The organism is Nonomuraea sp. NPDC004186 (assembly GCF_053603495.1).
In genome coordinates this window covers 13,614-34,099 of record NZ_JBSGFQ010000126.1, presented here as the reverse complement: position 1 = coordinate 34,099, position 20,486 = coordinate 13,614, and the positions used below count along the sequence as shown (strand labels likewise).

20 protein-coding genes are annotated in these 20,486 nt (G+C 71.5%); 15 read left to right on the top strand and 5 right to left on the bottom strand.

Features of this window, described 5'->3' with window-relative positions:
• The first annotated feature begins 224 nt into the window (after positions 1-224).
• The 13 genes from ACWEPL_RS54620 (at position 225) to ACWEPL_RS54560 (ending at position 12,029) form a co-directional block, all read left to right on the top strand.
• Positions 225-641 (top strand): ArsR/SmtB family transcription factor, encoded by a 417-nt coding sequence (locus ACWEPL_RS54620; protein ID WP_452441254.1) that lies wholly within the window; start codon positions 225-227, stop codon positions 639-641.
• Positions 641-1,540, top strand: a complete 900-nt coding sequence (locus ACWEPL_RS54615) for a cation diffusion facilitator family transporter (RefSeq protein WP_350723954.1) — start codon at positions 641-643, stop codon at positions 1,538-1,540. The genes ACWEPL_RS54620 and ACWEPL_RS54615 overlap by 1 nt, the downstream gene beginning before the upstream one ends.
• Before the next feature lie 88 nt (positions 1,541-1,628).
• A complete protein-coding gene (locus ACWEPL_RS54610; RefSeq protein ID WP_452441252.1) occupies positions 1,629-2,333 on the top strand; it encodes a DUF4097 family beta strand repeat-containing protein in 705 nt (234 codons plus the stop codon).
• A 96-nt stretch (positions 2,334-2,429) separates the two neighbouring features.
• Complete coding sequence (locus ACWEPL_RS54605) at positions 2,430-3,428, top strand: DUF418 domain-containing protein (RefSeq protein ID WP_452441250.1); 999 nt, start codon at positions 2,430-2,432, stop codon at positions 3,426-3,428.
• A gap of 3 nt (positions 3,429-3,431) precedes the next feature.
• Positions 3,432-3,758: a hypothetical protein gene (locus tag ACWEPL_RS54600; RefSeq protein ID WP_452441249.1), complete on the top strand. Its 327-nt coding sequence runs from the start codon at positions 3,432-3,434 to the stop codon at positions 3,756-3,758.
• Entirely contained in the window at positions 3,755-4,411 is a 657-nt protein-coding gene (locus tag ACWEPL_RS54595) for a hypothetical protein (RefSeq protein WP_452441248.1), read from the top strand. Before ACWEPL_RS54600 ends, ACWEPL_RS54595 begins: the two co-directional genes overlap by 4 nt.
• A 54-nt stretch (positions 4,412-4,465) precedes the next feature.
• Positions 4,466-5,275, top strand: coding sequence for an alpha/beta fold hydrolase (locus ACWEPL_RS54590; RefSeq protein ID WP_363979103.1), 810 nt, complete (start codon positions 4,466-4,468; stop codon positions 5,273-5,275).
• Positions 5,276-5,339: 64 nt separating this feature from the next.
• On the top strand, positions 5,340-6,158 hold the full coding sequence (locus ACWEPL_RS54585) for a patatin-like phospholipase family protein (protein ID WP_363979100.1): 819 nt from the start codon (positions 5,340-5,342) through the stop codon (positions 6,156-6,158).
• Positions 6,159-6,201: 43 nt separating this feature from the next.
• Positions 6,202-6,996 carry a MerR family transcriptional regulator gene (locus ACWEPL_RS54580; RefSeq protein WP_452441245.1) on the top strand — a complete coding sequence of 265 codons (795 nt, stop codon included), beginning with the start codon at positions 6,202-6,204 and terminating at the stop codon, positions 6,994-6,996.
• Positions 6,997-6,999: 3 nt separating this feature from the next.
• Positions 7,000-9,069 (top strand): prolyl oligopeptidase family serine peptidase, encoded by a 2,070-nt coding sequence (locus tag ACWEPL_RS54575; protein WP_452441244.1) that lies wholly within the window; start codon positions 7,000-7,002, stop codon positions 9,067-9,069.
• Between the two features lie 56 nt (positions 9,070-9,125).
• Positions 9,126-10,316, top strand: coding sequence for a substrate-binding domain-containing protein (locus tag ACWEPL_RS54570; protein WP_452441242.1), 1,191 nt, complete (start codon positions 9,126-9,128; stop codon positions 10,314-10,316).
• A complete protein-coding gene (locus ACWEPL_RS54565) occupies positions 10,309-11,277 on the top strand; it encodes an ABC transporter permease (RefSeq protein ID WP_452441241.1) in 969 nt (322 codons plus the stop codon). Before ACWEPL_RS54570 ends, ACWEPL_RS54565 begins: the two co-directional genes overlap by 8 nt.
• Positions 11,274-12,029 (top strand): ATP-binding cassette domain-containing protein, encoded by a 756-nt coding sequence (locus ACWEPL_RS54560; RefSeq protein ID WP_452441240.1) that lies wholly within the window; start codon positions 11,274-11,276, stop codon positions 12,027-12,029. Before ACWEPL_RS54565 ends, ACWEPL_RS54560 begins: the two co-directional genes overlap by 4 nt.
• Here the strand turns inward: ACWEPL_RS54560 and ACWEPL_RS54555 are convergent.
• Both ACWEPL_RS54555 and ACWEPL_RS54550 read right to left on the bottom strand, forming a co-directional pair.
• Entirely contained in the window at positions 12,026-14,176 is a 2,151-nt protein-coding gene (locus ACWEPL_RS54555) for a polysaccharide lyase 8 family protein (RefSeq protein WP_452441239.1), read from the bottom strand. The two genes, ACWEPL_RS54560 and ACWEPL_RS54555, sit on opposite strands and share 4 nt — an antisense overlap.
• A gap of 15 nt (positions 14,177-14,191) precedes the next feature.
• Positions 14,192-15,175 (bottom strand): Lrp/AsnC family transcriptional regulator, encoded by a 984-nt coding sequence (locus ACWEPL_RS54550; RefSeq protein ID WP_452441238.1) that lies wholly within the window; start codon positions 15,173-15,175, stop codon positions 14,192-14,194.
• A gap of 82 nt (positions 15,176-15,257) precedes the next feature.
• Between ACWEPL_RS54550 and ACWEPL_RS54545 the strand changes: the two genes are divergently transcribed.
• The gene (locus ACWEPL_RS54545; RefSeq protein ID WP_452441237.1) at positions 15,258-16,625 is read left to right on the top strand and encodes an MFS transporter; all 1,368 of its coding nucleotides are present in this window, start codon (positions 15,258-15,260) and stop codon (positions 16,623-16,625) included.
• A 3-nt stretch (positions 16,626-16,628) separates the two neighbouring features.
• Here the strand turns inward: ACWEPL_RS54545 and ACWEPL_RS54540 are convergent, their stop codons facing one another.
• From ACWEPL_RS54540 to ACWEPL_RS54530, 3 genes are all read right to left on the bottom strand, one after another.
• On the bottom strand, positions 16,629-18,050 hold the full coding sequence (locus tag ACWEPL_RS54540; RefSeq protein ID WP_363979076.1) for a WGR domain-containing protein: 1,422 nt from the start codon (positions 18,048-18,050) through the stop codon (positions 16,629-16,631).
• A gap of 78 nt (positions 18,051-18,128) precedes the next feature.
• Entirely contained in the window at positions 18,129-19,478 is a 1,350-nt protein-coding gene (locus ACWEPL_RS54535) for a hypothetical protein (RefSeq protein ID WP_363979073.1), read from the bottom strand.
• A gap of 119 nt (positions 19,479-19,597) precedes the next feature.
• Entirely contained in the window at positions 19,598-20,032 is a 435-nt protein-coding gene (locus ACWEPL_RS54530; protein WP_363979286.1) for an ATP-binding protein, read from the bottom strand.
• A gap of 248 nt (positions 20,033-20,280) precedes the next feature.
• Here ACWEPL_RS54530 and ACWEPL_RS54525 point away from each other — a divergent pair, with 248 nt between their 5' ends.
• Entirely contained in the window at positions 20,281-20,457 is a 177-nt protein-coding gene (locus tag ACWEPL_RS54525; protein ID WP_364251678.1) for a hypothetical protein, read from the top strand.
• The last annotated feature ends 29 nt before the right edge of the window (positions 20,458-20,486 follow it).

The following is a 20,486-nucleotide window of genomic DNA, read 5'->3' as shown; positions in this document are numbered from 1 at the left end:
GCCGACACGGAACGGCGGGACCGGACTTCCATGATCAGGAAGCTGGTGGTGGCCCGGGCCCGGCTTGAGTAGACCGGGCCTGACCACCGCCAGAGCAGAAAGCCGGAGCAGAAAGCCGGAGCAGATAGCCGGGCTGGAGCCCCTTCAACGCGGCGGTCAGGTTTGAAAGAGGACGCGCGGAGAAACTTGATGGTGGGATCACTTCGCAAGCTATTGTTGTTTATATGAATAGCTCTTCAAGCGAGCGAGTCGTCTTGTCGCCGGACGGCTGCGCGGTCCGGGTCGTCGACCCCGACCGGGTCGCCGCCGTGTGCGAGCGGATGCCGGCGGCCGACGATCTGGCCGACACCGCCGACGTCTTCGGCCTGCTGTCCGATCCGAACCGGCTGCGGCTGCTCGTGGCGCTGCTGGACGGAGAGCTGTGCGTGTGCGACCTCGCGGCCGTGACCGGCCAGAGCGAGTCCGCGGTCTCCCACGCCCTGCGGCTGCTGCGCGCCCACCGCATCGTCGTCCCCCGGCGCGCCGGGCGGATGGCGTACTACCGGCTGGACGACCCCCACGTACGCATGCTGCTCGACCTGGCGCTCGCCCACACCGAGCACACCGAGGCCATCCACCCCGAACGGGACGGGGCCGACTGATGGGCGCCGGGCACGGACACGGGCACGCCGGCGCCCAGCACCGGTGGCGGCTGGCGGTCTCCTTCGTCCTGATCGGCGCGTTCTTCGTGGTCGAGCTGGTCTACGGCCTGATCTCCGGCTCGCTGGCGCTGATGTCGGACGCCGGGCACATGGCCGCCGACGTCGTCACCCTGGGCGCCGCCCTGGTGGCCACCCGCATCGCCACCCGGCCGGACGCCACGGGAAGGCGCAGCTACGGCTCCTACCGGGCCGAGGTGTTCGCGTCCCTGCTGGCCGTGGTCATGATGCTCGGCGTCGCGCTGTACGTGGTCTTGGAGGCCATCGGGCGGATCGGCGGACCCGCGGAGGTCTCCTCCGGCCCGATGCTCGTCGTCGGCGGCATCGGCCTGGTCGTCAACCTCATCGCCCTGTTGCTGCTGCGTGCCGGGGCCGCCGAGAGCCTCAACGTCAAGGGCGCCTACCTGGAGGTCGTGGCCGACACGGCCGGGTCCGTCGGCGTCATCGTGGCGGGCTGGCTGATCACGGCCACCGGTCAGACGTTCTGGGACACCGTCGTCGCCCTCGCCATCGGCGTCTTCGTCGCCCTGCGCGCGATCTCCCTCGGCCGTCAGGTCTTCGCGGTGCTGGGGCAGCACGTGCCCGAGGGCATGGACGCGGCCGCGGTGGCGGCCGACCTGGCGGCGCTCGAAGGCGTACGCGACGTGCACGACCTGCACCTGTGGACCCTCACCTCCGGCATGAACGTCGCCACCGCCCACCTGGTCACCGTCGACCCGAAGGACCACCACGCCATCCTGGACAAGGCCCGCGACCTGCTGCTCCGCCGCCACGGCGTGGCGCACGCGACCCTTCAGGTGGAGCCCGCCGACCACACCGGCTGCGACGAGCTCGGCTGGTGACCGCCCCCGCCCCTGAGGGACTCTTCAGGGACGTCTCAGGGAACTCCCCGACGCCCGGGCAGGGCCTGGTGAACCACACTTGGGCGTCATGGGCATGAAGAGAGCGGGCATGATCGCAGGGCTGCTGGGGGTCGCGGCGGTGTTGACCGGGTGCGGCCTCGCCGGCCCCCTCGATGAGGACACCAAGTCCTACGACGTCACCGACAAGGTGGCCGGCATCAGGATCGGGTCCGACTCCGGCACCGTCGAGGTGGTGGAGTCGGACCGCCAGGGCATCCACGTGACCGAGCATCTCGTCTGGCGCAAGAACAAGCCGGAGGCCACCCACGGCGTGGAGGGCGACACGCTCGCCCTGACGTACAAGTGCCCCCGCAGCTGGGGGCTGGGGAGCGGGGCTGCGGCCTGCGACGTGAACTACAAGGTGGAGATCCCCAAGGGGCTCCGCGTCAAGATCGACTCCGACTCCGGGGACCTGACGCTGAAGGGCCTGTCCGGCGAGGTGGACGTCCGCAGCGACTCCGGGGTGATCGAGGCCGGCGGGCTGTCGGGCAAGCGGGTCGTCACGGAGACCGACTCGGGGGACGTCGAGCTGGTCTTCACCGCGCAGCCGGACAAGGTCGTGAGCTCCTCGGACTCGGGCTCGATCACGGTTCGCGTGCCGCAGGGGCCGTACAACGTGATCGCCAAGACCGACTCCGGCAGCAAGGACGTCACGGCGGCCACCGACGCCTCGGCGCCGCGTACGATCGAGCTTTCCAGCGACTCCGGCAACCTGGAGGTCGCCACCCCCTGAACCCCCCTGAGGGCACAGGTCCGGCCGAAAGTACTGTCGCGAACCCTGCTTCCGGCCGAAGCCGCCACCGGCATGAGGCCCGCAGGATGAGGCGTCATGCCACCCGAAACTCCCGATTCCCGAAGAAGGGCGCGGATCACCGCGCTCGACGTCATACGCGGCTTCGCGCTCTGCGGGATCCTCCTGGCCAACGTCCAGCCGATCTCCCACGTCGGCGACGCCCTCGTCCCCGTCCAGCACGCGGCGGAGACCCCTGGCGCGATGTGGATGGGGCTGCTGGTCGAGCAGCGGTTCTTCCCGATCTTCTCGCTGCTGTTCGGCATCGGCTTCTCGCTGCTCCTGGAGTCCGCGGCAGGGCGCACCGCCAATCCGCGGCTGCTCCTGCTGCGCCGGCTCCTGGTGCTGCTCGCGATGGGGCTGGTGCACATGTTCGCGCTCTGGCGGGGCGACATCCTGACGATCTACGCCGTCGTCGGCCTGGTGGTGCTCCTGCCCTCGACCTGGCTGCCGCGCTGGGCCGTGGCGGGCCTCGCCGTCGCGTTCCTCGCCGCGGCGCTGGCCTTCGGCGGCGGGACCGCGCTGGTCCCCGGGCTGTTCCTGGCCGGCTCCGCGCTGACCCGGTACGGGGTGATCGACCGGATCGAGCGCTCCGCCCCCGTGGCGCTGACCGTGCTCTTCGCGGCCGGCGCGGCGGTCGCCCTGTGGCTGCAGGCCCGCGCGCAGGACGGATCGCTCGCCGTCGGCGGGCTCCTGATGGCGGGCGTGTACGTGTGCGGCCTGCTGGTCCTGCTCAGGACACCGCTCCGGCCGGTCCTGCAGGCCGTCTTCGCCCCGCTGGGCCGGATGGCACTGACCAACTACCTGTCCGCCACGATCCTCGTCCTGGTGATCTCCAGGGCCGTGGCGGGCTCGCCGGAGACCTGGCCTGTGACGACGGTGCTGCTGATCGCCGGGGCGATCCTCGCGGCCCAGTGGCTGGTCTCCACCCTCTGGCTGCGCCGCTTCCGGTACGGCCCCATGGAGTGGCTCTGGCGCTGGGCCACCTGGCTGCGCCGCCCGGCGATGCAGCGGATCGGGGACGGTGCGCGTTCCTAAGGCATGAACGGTGAGACAGTCGCTCGCGCGCCCGCGCCGCCCGAAGCCGAGGCGGTGCTGGCGAGTCTGTACCGCGAGCACTGGCTCGCCCTGGTGCGCCTGGCCGTGCTGCTCGTCGGCGACCGGGAGAGCGCCGAGGACGTCGTGCAGGACGTCTTCTCCAGGCTGCACGGCAAACGCCCCGGGAAGCTCACCCTGGCCTACGGTCGTACGACCTGGACAAGCGGACGTTCACCAGGATCGCGCAGCTCGAGAAGAGGAGCCCGCCGTTCAGCCCGACGGTCTTCGGCGACGGTCACCTGGCGTGGTCGTCGATCCGCGGCCCCATGAAGGAGGTCTGGACGGTACCGGTCAAGGGTGGCGTGCCCCGCCGGATCTTCTCGGACCGCGCCACGGTCATCCGCGACAACATGGTCCTGGGGATCCGCCGCATGGCCATCGCGGACGGCATGGTCGTGTGGTCGCCCGACGAGGGCGGCGTCTACCGGGCCCCGCTGAAGGGCGGTAAGGCGACCCAGATCGACGGGACAAAGGGTTACAGCCTGGTCGAATGGCCCTGGGCCGGTTCACCGCGAAATGACAACCTGGCGGACGACTTCAGCCGGCGTCCCGTGGAGCACCTGAAGAACGTGCTCACCGGCGAACGCAGGGACGTGGTCCCGCCCTCCGGAAGAACGTCGTGGACCGACTGCGGGGTGACGTGGTGCTTCAACGGTTCCGAGGCATGGCGGCGCGACGGCACGGGCCTGCGGAAGCTGCCGGGGAGCACCCACGGGGAGCTCGGTTCGGGCCGCTTCGTCCGGCTCCTCCAGGCGGCCTCCGGAAAACAGGCGATCGGCATGCACGACCTCGCCACGGGACGCACCGGCCGGCTGTTCCAGGTCTCGACGCGCACCACTCTTCACCTGCGGGACGGCATCGCCTGGTTCCAGACGGAACGGGACACCCTGGTCCTCGTCGATCTGTCCGCCATCGGCCGATGAGTTTCGCCGGCGACGCGAGTCATAGCCACGACGGTGAAACGACTGGAGGTTTCCATGACGACCACGCACACGCTCGCCATCCCGGGCGGACGCCTGAGCTACGAGGTCCGCGGCGCCGGCCCGGTGCTGGTGATCACGGGGTCGCCGATGGCCGCGGCCGACTTCGCGCCGCTGGCCGAGGCGATGGCGGGCGACTACACGGTGGTCACCCACGACCCGCGGGGCATCTCGGGCAGCGTGCTCGACGACCCCACCCAGGACTCCACCCCCGAGCTGCGGGCCGACGACCTGGCCCTGCTCCTGGACGCCCTGGGCGCCGAGACCGCCGACGTGTTCGGCAGCAGCGGCGGCGCGGTGACCGGCCTGGCGCTGGTGGCCCGGCACCCCGGCCGGGTCCGTACGCTCGTCGCGCACGAGCCGCCCTCGCTGGAGCTGCTCCCCGACGCCGCCGACCAACGCGCCGCGACCGAGGACATCATCGCGACCTACCACCGGGACGGCGTCTGGGCGGCCTTCGCCAAGTTCATGGCCACCGCCGGGTTCGACCAGGGCGACGAGGGCGCCCCGGCCGGGCCTCCCGGGGAGCCGACGGAGCAGATGCTGGCCGACAGCGCGCGCTTCTTCGCCCATGAGCTGCGCGGCACCGCCCGCTACGTGCCCGACGTCGCCGCGCTGAAGGCCGCCCCGGCCCAGGTCGTGGTGGGCATCGGTGACGAGTCGGGCGGGCTGGTCACGTACCGGACCTCCGTGGCGCTGGCCGAGCTGCTGGGCACGGCTCCGACGGAGTTCCCCGGCGACCACGGCGGATTCATCGGCAGGACCGAGGAGTTCGCCGCGGTGCTGCGCAAGGTGCTCGCCGGCTGAGATCGGCGGAAGACGCCTGCGGGCCCCGGGCGTTGGGGTGGAAGAACCCCTATGAGGAGGGCCGATGAGCAAGCGGGCACTGGTACTGGGTGGCGGCGGGGTCGCCGGGATCGCGTGGACGACGGGCGTGCTGGCGGCGCTCGCCGACGGCGGTGTGGACGTGACAGGGGCCGACCGCATCGTCGGCACGTCGGCGGGCTCGGCGGTCGCCGCCCAGGTCACCAGCGGCCGGCCGCTCTCCGAGCTGCTGGAGCGGCAGGTCGATCCCGCGCTCCAGACGCTCGAACTGCCCAGCGGGGTGCGGGTGGAGGAGATGTGGGCGAAGCTCATGGAGGTCTACGAGAGCACGTCCGACCCGGTCGAGCAGCGGCGGAAGATCGGCGCGCTGGCGCTGGCCGCCGACACGATCAGCGAGGCCAGGCGGCGCGAGGTGATCGAGGCCCGGCTGCCCGTGCACGAGTGGCCGCGACGTGACCTGGTGATCGTGGCGGTCGAGGCGGTCAGCGGCGAGACCCGGCTGTTCGATCCCGGGTCGGGGGTGGAGCTGGTGGACGCGGTGGCGGCCAGCTGCGCGGTGCCCGGCGTGTGGCCGTGCGTGACGATCGACGGGGTCCGGTACATGGACGGCGGCGTGCGTACGAGCACCAACTCCGACCTCGCGGCCGGGTTCGACCGGGTGCTGGTGCTGGCCCCGATGCCCGACGTCGGCGAGCCGTCCTGGGCCGCGCTCGACGGCCGGGTCGAGGTGATCGGGCCGGACGCCGACTCGCTGGCCGCCTTCGGGATCGACCCGCTCGACCCGGCGGTACGCACGCCCAGCGCCCGAGCCGGTTACGCCCAGGGCCGCGGCGCGGTCGCCCAGGTGGCGGCGCTCTGGGAGTGAACGGCTTGAACCTCCCGCCACGGGAGGTTCTACGGTCGGGTGCGTGAGCGAAGACGCGCGTCGATGGACGATCGGGGAGCTGGCCAGGGCCTCCGGGGTGACCGTCAGGACGCTCTACCACTACGACGAGATCGGCCTGGTCAGGGCCGGCGAGCGGACGGCGTCCGGGCACCGTCGCTACACCGAGGCGGACCTGCGCAGGCTCTACCGGGTGCGCGCGCTGCGCGGCCTCGGACTGTCGCTGGACGAGATCGCCGAGGTCCTGAACAGGCCTGAGGACGACTTGGGGACGCTGCGCGACCTGCTCGGCGCGCAGCTCGCCGAGATCGAGATCCAGACCGCCCGGCTGGGGCAGCTGAAGCAGCAGATCAGCGGCCTCATGTGGCTGCTGCACAAGTCGGTCATGCCCGACGCCGAGCAGTTCATGGCCGCGCTCGAGATGATCTCGGTGTACGAGACGTACTTCGCCCAGGAGCTCCGCGACCACCTGGCCACGCGGCGGGCGGAGCTGGGCGAGGAGCGGCTGGCGGGCCTGCGGGCCGAATGGCTGGAGCTCGTCCGCGAGACCCGGGAGCTCCTCCTGGCGGGCACGCCCGTCGACGACCCCAGGGTGCAGGAGATCTCCGCGCGCTGGGAGGCCATGACCGCCGCGCTGCAGCCCGGCGACGAGCAGGTCAAGGAACGGCTCACCGCCGCGGGCATGGCGCTGTGGCGCGCCAACAGCGCCGGGGTCAGCGCGGAGATCAGCCGCCAGATCGACTGGCTGGGGGCGGGCGATCTGCCCGCCGTCATCCACTACCTCCAGCGCGCCAGGCAGGCGCGCGAGAGCGGAGAGTGACGCATGCGGTATCCCGACGCACCGGTACGCCCCCAGCACAACGAGGTCGGCGGGCTGACGTTCGACGATCCCTACCAGTGGCTGGAGGAGGACGGCCAGGACGTCCTGGCCTGGCAGGCGGCCCAGGACGAGCTGGCCAGGTCCTGGATCCACGGCTGGCCGCACCACGGCGCGCTCGCGGCCAGGGTCGGCGAGCTGGTCGAGCAGATGGACGCGCGCAACCTGGTGGTCCCCGTCCGGCACGGGCCCCGGTGGTTCAGCGGCCGGATCCCCGACGGGCGCGAGCTGATGGTCCTGGAGGTGGCCGACGCGCCCACCGGGCCCTGGCGTACCGTGATCGACCTCAACGAGCTGTCCGACGGCACGCCGCTGAGGATGTCCCCCAAGCCGTCGCCGGACGGGCGGCTCCTGGCGTACTCGCTGGACGCGGCGGGCCACGAGTTGCCCGTGCTCAAGGTGGTCGAGATCGACACCGGGAAGGTGCTGCTCGACGGCGTGCCCCAGCAGCGGCCCGGCCTGGTGGCGTGGCTCCCTGACAGCAGCGGCTTCTTCTACATGGCCAACGAGACGGTCTCGGGGCCGCTGCGCTGGCGGCTGTTCTTCCACCGGCTCGGGGAGGAGCCGCCCACGGAGCCGGAGCCGCTGGACATCCCGCACATGTTCGCCATCCCCAAGATCTCCCCCGACGGGCGCTGGGCGGTGCTCCAGGTCGACCACCTCAGGCCCCGGCCGCACTTCCTGGCCCGGCTGGACGGCTCGAACCGGGAGTGGCGGGAGTTCGTCACCGACGCCGAGCACCTCTACAAGGGCGAGATCATCGGCGACGCGTACGTGTGCGTCACCACGGCCGGCGCCCCGCGCGGCCGCCTGGTCCGCATCCCCCTCGGCAGCCCCGGCGACCAGGGCACCTGGACGGAGCTGGCGCCGGGCGGCGACGCGGTGCTGACCGGCGTGACCCCGGTGGGCGACCGGCTGGTGATCGGCGAGCTGGTGGACACGGTCTCCCGCGTCCGGATCCTCGACCCGGACGGCAAGGAGCTCGGCGAGGTCCCCCTGCCCGGCCCCGGCTCGGTCAGCTCGGTGGCCCAGGGAGTGGTCGCGCTCGGCGTGATGGACCAGGTCGTCGGCTGCGAGGACGCCATCACCTTCGGCTACACCTCTTACACGCAGGTGCCGACCGTCTACCACTACGAGCTGGAGTCGGGCACCCTGACCGCCCTGCAGGGCGGCGGGCACAGCCTGTCCGGGCTGGTCACCACGCGCGTGTGGGCCACCTCCAAGGACGGCACGCGCGTCCCCTGCACGCTGGTCCACCGGGCCGACCTGGACCGGACCGGGCCGCGGCCGACGCTGCTCCACGCGTACGGCGGCTTCAACGTCGCGGAGCTGGCCTCGTACCTCGGGCCCCTGGCCGCGTTCGTCGAGGCGGGCGGGATCTACGCGCACGCCCACGTGCGCGGCGGCGGCGAGTTCGGCCTGGAGTGGTGGGGGGCGGGCCGGCTGCACGCCAAGCAGAACTCCTTCGACGACCTGTACGCCATCGCCGGCCGGCTGATCGCCGACGGGGTCACCGCCCCGGACCGGCTGGCCTTCCAGGGCGCCTCGAACGGCGGGATGCTCGCGGGCGTGGCCGCGACCCAGCGCCCCGACCTGTGGCGGGCGGTGGTCTGCGTCGCCCCGAAGCTGGACATGATGCGCGTGGCCCACGACCCGGTGGGAGCCGCCGCCACCCTGCCCGAGTACGGCAACCCGGCCGACCCGGCCGACGCGCCCGTGCTGATGGCCTACTCGCCGTACCACAACGTGCGGCCGGCGACGGCGTACCCGGCGATCCTGCTGGACGCGGGCGCGAACGACCCCCGCTGCCCGGCCTGGCACTCCCGCAAGTTCGCCGCCAGGGCGCAGGCCGCCACCACCGCCGCCCACCCGGTCCTGCTGCGCGTCTGGGCGGACGCCGGGCACGGCGGCACGAACTGGAGCACGATCGTCGCCCAGCAGACGGACTGGCTGGCCTTCGTCATGCGTGAGCTGGGCCTTCGCCCGGGCGACGACGTTCGCCAAACCGTGTCCTGACATGACCGTCATCAAGGAGTTCACTGGCGGAAGGGGGCGATTCACGAGACCGGTCGATGGGCCGCGCACCACCGATCCGCAAGGAACGCGAGGTCGTGCAGATGAAGAAGATCCACCCCAAGGTCGAAGAAGCGGTCGACACCCTCAAGCTGACCCCGATCGCCAGGCGGCGCCTGCTCACCGGCGCCGGGCTGGCCAGCGCGTCGGCCGCGGCCTCCGCACTGCTGGCGGCATGCACCGCCGGCCAGGACAAGCCCGCCGCGAGCGGCGCGGCCGGGGCGGCGCCCGGCGACTTCCCCGCCACACCCAAGTGGAAGTTCGTGCTGGTCTGTCACGTCACCACGAACCCGTTCTTCACCCCCACCCAGTACGGCGCCCAGGACGCGTGCGCGCTGCTCGGCACCGAGTTCCAGTGGACGGGCTCGAAGGACTCGATCGTGGCCGAGATGGTCAACGCGTGCAGCACCGCCGTCTCGGGCAAGGCCGACGGGTTGGCCGTGGCCGTCGTGGACAAGGCGGCCTTCCGCGACCCGGTCAACCGGGCGCTGGACGCGGGCATCCCCGTGGTGTCGTACAACGCGGACGGCTCCCGCGACGACAAGGGCACGAGCCGGCTGGCCTACATCGGGCAGGGCCTGTACGAGTCCGGCTACGCGCTCGGCCAGCGGGCGCTGCAGCAGGTGGAGTCGGGCGAGGTCGCCGGCTTCATCGCCACCCCTGGGGCCCTGAACATCCAGCCCAGGATCGACGGCGCCCAGCAGGCGTTCAAGGACTCGGGCAAGCCCATCAAGTTCACCCCGGTGGGCACGAACGCCGACGTCACCAAGGGCCTGTCGATCATCGACGCCTACGCGCAGGGCCACGCGAACCTGGCCGGCATGCTGGCCGTGGACGCCGGCTCCACCCAGTCGATCGGGCAGACGGTCAAGAAGTACAACATGCGGAGCAAGGGCCTCAAGGTGGCCGGAGGCTTCGACCTGGTGCCGGAGACGCTGGCCGCGATCAAGGCGGGCGACCTCGACTACACCATCGACCAGCAGCCCTACCTGCAGGGTTTCCTGCCGGTGCTCTACCTCTACCTCTACAAGCTGTCCGGCGGGCTGCTCTTCCCCTCCGAGACGAACACGGGCCTGCTGTTCGTGACGAAGGACAACGTGGGCCCGTACCAGACGACCAAGACGCGCTTCGAGGGCTCCGACACCGCGCAGAAGCTGGTGGAACGTTCGGGCGCCATCGCCCATGCGTAGATTCCGGGAGGAGTTCCTGAAGCACCGGGAGGCCGGCGTCCTGGTGGTGGCGATCGCTCTGGGGCTGTACTTCATGTCGGTCACGGACGTCTTCCTGACCGGGGACAACCTGGTCAACATCACCCAGGCCGCCGCGCCCACGGCCATCGTCGCGTGCGGGACCGTGCTGCTGCTGGTCAGCGGGGAGATCGACCTGTCGGTCGGCGTGGTGGCGGCGCTGGCGCCGTTCATGATGCACTACGCGATCGACTTCTGGGGGTTCCCGGCGCTGCCGGCGATCCTGCTGGCGCTGCTGACCGGGACCGCGATCGGGTTCGCGAACGGGTTCGTGACCGTGGTGCTGCGGGTGCCGTCGTTCGTGACGACGCTGGGCACCTTCTACGCGGTGACCGGCATCGTGCTCACCACGTCGCACGCCTACCCCGCCGAGATCCCGGCCGCGGTGGACGGGACGATCGGGTCGTGGCTGGGCGCCTATCCGTGGGCCCACCTGGCGTGGGCCGCGGTGATCGTGATCGTCCTGCACGTGCTGCTGACGCGTACCAGGTGGGGGTTGCACACGATCGCGGTCGGGGGCAACCCGCTGGGGGCGTCGGAGGCGGGCGTCCGCACCGCGCGCATCAAAATCGGAAATTTCATGATTGGCGGGACTCTGGGGGCGTTCGCGGGGCTGATTGAGGCGTTCCGGATCCACACCATCGACCCGAACATCGGCGGCGGCACCGGCCTGATGTTCACCGCGGTGTCGGCCGCGGTGATCGGCGGCACGGCGCTGGCCGGCGGCTCCGGGACGATCGTCGGCGGCGCGATCGGGGCCCTCGTCCTGGCCGTCCTCCAGAACGGCATGAACCTCATCGGCATCTCCGCCAACCCCTACTTCCTCATCCTGGGCGGCGCGATCCTGCTCTCCATGATCGCGAACGTCTCCCTGACCCGGCTGCCAAGGGCGGGACGGACATGACCGAGGTCCTGCGTACCGAGTCGCTGTCCAAGCGGTTCGGGGCGGTGACCGCGCTGCGGGACGTCAGCCTGACCCTGACGCGGGGCGAGGTGCTCGGCCTGATCGGCGACAACGGCGCGGGCAAGTCGACGCTGGTCAAGCTCCTGTGCGGGTTCCACCAGCCGGACTCGGGCCGGATCCTGCTCGACGGCGATGAGGTGGCGCTCAGGTCGGTGCGCCAGGCCAGGTCACTGGGGATCGACATCGTCTACCAGGACCTCGCGCTCATCAACGAGCTCAGCGTCTACCACAACATGTTCCTGGGCCGGGAGCACGTCGGGTTCGCGCGGCTGCTGAGCAACCGGCGCATGCGCCGCCTGGCCACCGAGCACCTGGACGCCATGGGAGTGCGCATCCCGTCGGTGGACGTCGAGGTCGCCAAGCTGTCGGGCGGCCAGCGGCAGGCCATCGCGGTCGCCCGCTCGGTCTACTCGCGCTCGCGGATCCTGCTGCTCGACGAGCCGCTGGCCGCGATGGGGGCCAAGGAGGGGGCGCTGATCCTCGACCTGGTCAGCGACCTGAAGGCGCGCGGCGAGGTGTCCATCGTGATCATCGCGCACAACTACGCGCAGATCCTGGAGGTGTGCGACCGGGTCAACCTGCTCCAGCACGGCACGATCACGTTCGACAAGCCCACCGCCGACACCTCGCTCCAGGAGCTCACGGACCTGGTCGTGCAGGAGTACCGCAGGGCGCGCGGCGGCGGTCACTAGCGGAGCCGCACGGTTGTGGAGGCGCCCTCCCGGCCGGCCAGGCCGTCGAAGGTGAACGTCTCCCCCGCCCACGTGACGGTCAGCTCGTCGAGGTCGCACCGGGGGTCCGACACGGTCAGCGTGTCCCCGCGCACCAGCACCGCGCACGGGGCCGAGGCGGTCAGGCCGCCCGCGGTCCCGGCGTCCCAGAAGTTCGCCGCGGTGAGGCCCAGCGAGGGCACGTGGACGGCCTGCAGGCGGTCGGTGTTGGCGAGCACGCGCACCCAGCCGGGGTCGGCCGCCCGCGCACTGGTCTCCTCCTGGCCGGCGCCCGGCATGAGCAGGTAGACGTATCCGGCCGAGCGCGGATCGACGCCGTGGTCGAGCCAGAGCGTCACGTAGTCGCGGGTCACGCCGCCGCCGGCGCGGCGCTCGCGCAGCGTGCGCAGGGGCCCGCGCACGACGTAGCCGCCGTACCCTTCGAGGTGGGCCCAGCCCTCCCGCACCGTCAGCGCGGCGCCGGTCCTGCGGTTGTCCACGACCGTCTCGACGGGCACGCCGTCCTCCGCGGTGATGCCCGCGCCCAGGCACACGATCGCGTCGTCGAGGAAGAACCACGACCTGAACGCCTCCATCGTGCTCTCCAGGCCGTTCAGGTGCTGGCCGACGGTGGCGTACGTGCCGTCCGTGGCCCCGCCCACCCACCGGCCCGGCGGGCAGGTGTCGCCCCAGTCGCCGCCCGCGCCGTCGGGCAGCCTCTTGGTGGAGACGGTCGTCCCGGGCAGCCGGTAGGGGTCCACGGTGGGCCAGAAGTCGTCCGAATACTGGTCGCCGTGGCCCGTCGCCCACCAATAGAGCATCCCCGAGCCGGTGTGCCAGCCGCGCAGGTTCTCGCCGTTGCCGTGCTCGTAGTGGCCGATCCTGGAGGAGGCCATGCTGAGCGCCGCGCACCAGCCCGGCCTGCGGTGCACGGCCCGGGCGCTCATCGGCAGCAGCCGGTGCCCGACCGGCTCCTGCGCCGCGGGCACGGAGGCGTCGTCCACGACCGCGGCCAGCCGGGCGTGGAAGGCGGGCTCGGGGTGCTCCAGCATCGGCCGGTACGTGTCGCGTACCGCCCAGCCCTTGACCATGGCGTGCCAGCGCGCCCGCTCGGCGGCCGGGGCGCCCTCCCCCAGCAGCAGGACCGCGGCGGCGATCTCCCGCCCGCGCTCGTGGTCGCCGAACGGCTTCCTGGCGACTCCCCTGCCGCGGACCAGGTCCATGCAGGCGCCGTCGCGGACGAAGGGGGCGAACGACCGCTCGACCATGTCGAACACGTTCTGGTCGGAGACCTCCCACGGCGTGCCCCGCAGCACCGCGAACATCGTCGCCAGCCCCGACAGCAGCGTCACCCCGTAGGCCCCCTGGTAGGGCACGTGCGTGTGCTGGATGAACGACCCGTCCCGGTAGAACCCGTCGCCCTCGCCGACGAGGCGGAACACCGGCGCGAGCGCGGACGCCGCCAGCGCCGCCCTGCCGTGGTCGGCGTCGAGCATGGCCCGCAGCAGCATCACCAGGCACAGGTCCACGCGGTTGGCCGCGGTGCTGTTGCCCCTGTACCGGCCGAGCCGGCGTTCCGGCACGAAGTGGTCGACCGCGTCCCGCAGCCGCGCGCTCTGCGGCTCGGGCAGGCCGGCGAGCACCGCCGCGTCGAGCAGCGCCTTCGGCACGCCGATCTGCCAGTGCCACCAGTTGCCGGTCGCCTCGGCGCCGTCGGCGTACACGCTCCGCCGGTAGTGGTCCACCCCTTCCGCGACCGCCGCCGCCAGCCCCGCGTCGCCGGTCAGGCCGGTGCCCTCCAGCACGTACGCCTGCGCCATGGCCCGCAGCCGCCGCGGTGTGGCCACGAAGGAGGGGAACGCCTGGTCGGGCCAGAGCGAGGCGCGGCCGGGGGCCATGGTGTCGCGGTGGCGGGCGGCCGTCCTGCCCAGCCTGTCCAGCCAGGTCCGGTACGGCTCGGCGGCCGGGTCGTACCCGCCGCCCACCGTGACCTCCCGCCAGCGGCGGCGTAAGCGGAGGAAGGAGTCGTCCGGGGTGTGCGCGGGGTCGGCGGGCACCAGCGCGCCGAGCAGCCCGGCCGCGGTCACGCCGCCGAGCCGGAGGAACGAGCGCCTGGTTGGCCGGTGCACGCCTCGATTATCGGGTCAGAGCGGGAGCACGGCCCCGAACCGCTTCACGGTCCTGATGATCGGCGCGGTCTCGATGCGCCCGATCGCGGGCAGCGCGCCCAGGCTCTCGGTCAGGTAGCGGTAGAACGCCGCGTCGTCACGGCAGACGACGTTGGCCATCAGGTTGGCGGGGCCCGTCGTCGCGCCGACGTACGCGACCTCCGGGTGCCAGGTCAGCGCCCGCCCGGTGGCGTCCAGCTCGGCCGGCGGCACCGACATCCACAGCTGCGCCTCCACCCGGTGGCCCAGCAGCACGGGCATCACGTCGAGGTGGAAGAAGAGCGCCCCCGTCCCGTAGAGCTGCTCCACCCGGCGCCGGACCGTCGACTCGGACCAGCCCGTCGCCGCGGCCAGGTCCGCGTAGGGCGCCCGGCCATCCCGCGACAGCGCCTCCAGCAGGGCGTCGTCACCGGGGCCCAGCGTGATCTCCTCGTCCTCGGCATGGCGGGCGAACGCCCGTCCCTCCTCGATGCCCGCCGCCTGCTCGGGGGAGAGCGCGGCCAGCCCGTCCCAGCCGACCCGCCCGCCGACGAACATGTGCAGGGTCCGGTGCGCCGTCACCGACAGCACGCGGTCGGTCTTGGCGAGCCTGCCCAGCAGCAGCGACTGGCGCTCCTTCGCCGTGCGCTGGATCGTGTTACAGGAGATCTCGGTGCCGCCGGACAGCAGATGCACCCAGAACGTGTCGGAGCGCCGCGCGAGCGCCTCGGCGATCGAGACCGCCGCGTCGGGGGTGCACCGCAACCTGATGGACCACGACTCGAAGCCGAGCCGCCGCCCGTCCACGGCGCCGACCACCCGTACGGTGCCGCTGGCGCGCAGCCGCCGGTAGCGGCGGGCCACCCGCTGGTCGGACACGCCGAGCACCTCGCCGATGCGGCTGAACGCGGCCCGCCCGTCCACCTGCAGCGCGTGCAGGAGCCTGCGGTCCAGCTCGTCCAGCTCGATGTTTTTCACCATCACAGGCTAGCTCGCGGGGAAAAGCGCCAGAAGTGCTGCTTCTGCTGGCGAATATCCCCATGAGAGCCCGATCTTATCTCCCATGACCCAGACCTCCGCAGCGACGAGGACCGGCTGGTGGCCGTTGGTGGCCGCGTGCACCGGCGCATTCATGCTCCTCGTCGACGTGACCATCGTGATGGTCGCGCTCCCCGACATCATCGACGACCTCCACATGTCCTTCACCGGCACCCAGTGGCTGCTGGACGGCTACGCGCTGGCCCTGGCCGCCCTGCTGCTCGCCGCCGGTTCCTTCGCCGATCACGCGGGACAGCGCAAGGTCTATCTGTGGGCGCTGATCGTGTTCGCGCTGGCCTCGCTGGCCTGCGGGCTGGCGCCCAGCGGCGGCGTGCTGCTGGCCGCCCGCGTGGTCCAGGGCGCGGGCGGGGCCGCCATGATGGCCACGACCCTGGCCCTGGTCAGCGCCACCTATCACGGCAGGCAGCGCGGCATCGCGTTCGGCGTGTGGGGCGGCGTCAGCGGGGCGGCAGCGGCCGTCGCCCCCGTGCTCGGCGGCCTGCTCACCGAGCACCTGCACTGGCGGGCCATCTTCCTGGTGAACCTGCCCATCAGCCTGGGTGCGGTCTGGCTGACCCTGCGCACGGTCGAGGAGTCGCGCCGGCCCGGCAAGGGGCGGCTCGACTGGCCGGGCATGGTGACGTTCACGGTGGCGGCGGGCGCGCTCACGTACGGGCTCATCGAGGTCGGGCAGCACGGCTGGACGTCGGCGCGGACGCTCGTGCCGCTGGCCGCGGCGGCGGTGGCGCTCGCGGTGTTCGGCGTCATCGAGACGCGCGGCGATCACCCCATGCTGGACCTCAGGCTCTTCGCGAACCGGTCGTTCAGCGGCATCATGACCGGGGCCATGCTGCTGGTGCCGGCGGCGTTCGCCTGCCTCGCGTTCACCTCGCTCTGGCTGCAGCAGGACCTCCGGCTCGGCCCCGTGATGGCGGGGCTGGCGCTGTCGCCGATGGCCCTCGCCTCCCTGGTGACCTCGGTCGCCGCCGCCCGGCTCCTCCCCGGGCTGTCCCCGAGGGCGGCGATCGGCGGCGGGCTGCTGCTGATCGGCGCGGGCGCCTTCCTCCAGGGCACGCTCGACGCCGACTCGTCGTGGACCGCGCTGGTGCCCGGCCTGATCGTGACGGGGGTGGGCGTGGGGCTGTCCATCCCGTCGCTGAGCTCGGCCGCCATGTCGTACGCCCCGCCGCACCGCGCGGGCATGGCCGCGGGCACCGTCAACACGCTCAGGCAGCTCGGTTACGCGCTCGGCGTCGCCGTGTTCGGCATCCTGTACCAGGACGGCCTGGCGCCGTACGCCGCGCTCGACGACGTCTACCGGGCGAGCGCCGTCACCGGCCTGGCGGCGGGGCTCCTGGTCCTGGCGACCGTCCGTCCCGCGAGAGCCGCGTGAGCGTCAGAGCAGCCGGCGGATGTCCCCGTACGCGCGGTAGAAGCCGCCCCGGCCGGCGGAGCGCACGCCGTCGACGAGGTAGCGGGCTCCGGCCTCCCGGATGTCCTTGGGGAACTGCACGTTCCACGTCTCGAAGCCGGGGCTGACGACGCGGACCCGCAGCCGCTCGCCCTCCTTGAAGCACTCCACCACCACGCCGTCGCCCGCGTCGGTGGTGGTCTCCAGCGTCACCGACGGCTCCACCACCTGCAGCGACGCGGCCGCCTTGACGTCGAGCGGCTGCGGCACGGTGCCCGTGCGGGCCGCGGCGATGGCCGCCTCGCTGGCGTCGATGCAGGCCAGCGAGCCATCGGTGGTGACGATGTAGAGGCGGTCGTCCAGGAACTGCATGGAGAACGCGGAGCCGCAGCCGGTGCCGAGCTTCCACAGCCGCTCGCCGGAGGCGTCGAAGCAGTAGACCGACGAGTGGTTGTCACCGGCGAAGACGTGGCGGCCGCCCGGCGAGGTGGCGCAGGAGTAGACGGCGCCGTCGCACTGGTAGGCCGCCTCGATCCGGCCGTCGCCCTTGGCCAGGCGGATCACGCGGCCCACGGAGCCGCGGGCGGTGCCGGCGTAGACGGAGTGCGCCTCCTGCCAGCCGAACAGCACCTGCTCGCCGAGGGCGGTCTGCCAGACGGGCGTGCCGTCCTGGACGTCGTAGCGGGCCACGCCCTTGGAGTGCCCGTGGTAGACCGAGTCCTCGTCGCACCTGACCATCCAGGCCGAGTCGCCGGCGACGCCGCGCGACCACTGGAACTCGTCCTCGTAGTCGATCGTGGTGACCCCGCCGGCGCGGTCGGAGACGCCGAGCACGCCGTCGTGGATGTCGAGCCAGTAGATGTCCACGTCGGTGGCGATCTCGTACGCGGACCTCGGCACCTTGCCGCTCAGGTCGTACACGCGGCCGTCGTCGCAGCCCGCGTAGATCCAGAAGTCGTCGGCCACGATGCACTTGACGCCGTCCGGCAGCTTGAAGCGGCCGGTCACGGTGCCGGAGTGGGTGACGGTGTAGACATCGCCGTGCTGGTTGCCGACCCAGCAGCGCTCGTCGTCCACGAAGATGCCGAACGCCGACGCCCCGCTGTCGAAGCGCCACAGGACCGGCGCCTGCTGGGCGGTCGACTGCGTGCTGGGGATGGCCCGGCGGGTGACGGCCCGGCGCTGGCGCATTCCGCGGACCGCCGCGGCGTACCCCTTGCGGGTCTTCTCGCCGATCTTCTTGGCGGCCGCGGCCTGGGCCTTGGCCGCGGTGGGGAAGTCGGTGACCTTGGTCTGGCCGCTCTCGCCGATGCGTCCGTAGGTGATCGTGACGCGGGTGCCCGCCACGGTCACGTCGTAGAACTTGTGCGATCCGCCGCCGTCCTCTGACAGCTCCAGGTAGGTCATGTCCGTACTTCTCCTGATTTGCCGGGCTTGATCACTTGCCCCGGAGAGTAGAGGACGGTGGCGACAAATCGCAGGGACTTACTTGTCGTACTCGTACGCTCCGGCGTCGACCGCGCCGTCACTGCCGTCGATGGCCCGGCCGGTCACGTCGCTGTCGCTGAACTTGGTGATCCCGAAGTCGATGGCCGGGCTCCCGGCACGCAGGCTCAGCGGGTTGGCGGTGTTCGACAGGTTGAACCGCGGGTCGGCCGTGATGTTGTCGTGGCCGCCCATCTGGTGCTGCGAGGCGCCGAAGAACACGTTGTGGTGGCTGTCGGTGACGTTCGGGCCGTAGGCGGTCTTGGCCGTGACCTGGATGATGTTCTGCGACATCGACAGGTGGGCGTTGGTGCAGCCGGCGTCGCAGACGACGCCCTGGGAGCCCGCCTGGGGCAGGTACACGGAGTTGTTGCGGAACACGGTGCCGAACACGGGCCCGTTCGGGTCGGGGTCCTCCCCGGGCTCCTGCGGGCCGCGGGTGACGAGGGCCGCGCCGGTCTTGGGGCCGGTGATCACGTTGTACTCGAAGACGTTGCCCGAGGTGCCGTCGGGGTCCTCGGGGTCGCCGTTCTCGTCGACGCCGTGGCTGGTGCCGAGCTCGGTGAAGGTCTCGTTGTCCACCGAGATGTTGTGGTGGATGCGGTTGTCGGAGCCGAGGAAGATCTCCACGGCCGCGCCGTCCAACCCGTAGTCGTAGCTGGTCGCGATCGAGCCGCGGAACTCGTTCCAGCCGATGTCGGAGTTGTCACCCTGGACGAGGATCGCGAACGCGCCCGAGTCGTCGTTGCCCGGCTCCTCGGTGTTCTTGCTCATGAAGTTGTTGTCGATGAAGTCGTTGGCCGTCACCGCGTTACGCTGCGCCTTCGGCGCGATGTAGACCCCGGCCGCGGCGCCCGTGATGTAGTTGCGCTCGACGACGTTGTCGTTGCCCGTCACCTTCACGCCGGCCCACGAACAGCGGCCGTCGTCCTGGGGCACTCCCACCTGGAGGTTGTAGACCTCGATGTGGTCGCCGTCCAGGCTCACGCACGCCTCGTTGTCCCCGGAGATGATCGGTCTGGCACTGCTCGTGCCGTAGGTGTCCACGACGATCGGGGCCTGCGCGTTGCCCGACTCGGTGATCGCGAGTTGCTGCCCCTTCCACCTGCTGCCGCGCTTCAAGAACAGCTTGGCGCCTTCGGGCAGATTCGCCGCCGACGCCTTGGTGAGGGTCTTCCACGCGGTGGCCTCCGAGGTGCCTAAGGCGGAGTCGTTGCCGTTGACGGAGTCCACGTAGAAGACGGCGGCGTCCGCCGATGCGGTACCCGTGGCCACGGTCGTGGCGAGCGTGGTGGTGACGAGCGCGAGCGCTGCCGTCGACGCGCCGGTCCGCAAGTTCCAGCCTGACATTTCAGCCTCCAGAACTGCCGGGGCTCCGTCACGCAACGAAGATCATCCCCGGCTTGCGGCTGACACATTAACCGGATTTAGTCGGAAAGTCCCGATTTTTCCTGACTCAAATCGGAGGTTTAGGTCCCGGCCCTGATCGGCACCACGTTGCCGGGCGCCCCGCTGCGCGGCAACGCGAACCAGGTGGCCTTGCCGACGAGATCGGGGTGGGTGACGTAGCGCTGGGGATGGCAGCCGTAGAACCCGTCGGAGAGCCTGGCGATGATCCGCAGCCCCCGCCCGTGCTCGGCCCGCTCGTCCGGCGGGGCGGGCTCCGGCAGCAGCGGACTGCTGTCCACGACCACGCACATGATCTCTTTCGCGTCGATGTGCAGGGCCAGTTCGTACGGGCCGTCACCGTACATCAGAGCATTGGTGATCAATTCGCTCACCATGAGGACGGCGTCGTCAACGAGATCCGAACAAAGGGAGAGTGCCGACAATTCTTCGCGGATGATCGCCCGTGCGTGGCCGACCGTCCGGACGTCTTCGCGCAGCGGCCACACGTACTGCATCCGGCTCCGACGAGCTGATCGCAGCGTGGTCATGGCATCTCTTTCCTGTGTTTGCCGGGCTTCCGGGACAGAGGGACAGCGAATGCGCGTTTCACTCAACAAGAGAGCCTGCCTTTGGGTCGACGTACATGGCCGTCGAAACCTGTACGCACGGGGAGGCCTTTTGGGTCGAATCTTCGGTGAGAAATCGCAATTCTTTTTAACCGCCGCCCGAAACGACGGGTATGGGCCCGGGTATGGGCCCTGCCATGAGCACTGACGAGAACACACCCGAGATCGACTCCCAGCCCCCCGCCGCCGCCCGGCGGCCGGGCCGGCGTGGAGAGCCGCCGCCGAAGCCCAAGCCCGCGGGGATGCAAGCGCTGGAGCAGGCGCTGTCGCGGGCGGGCAAGGAGTTGAAGGACATCCTGTGGGTCCGGCCATGACCACTGGCTCCTGAGGGCCCTGTTCGCGT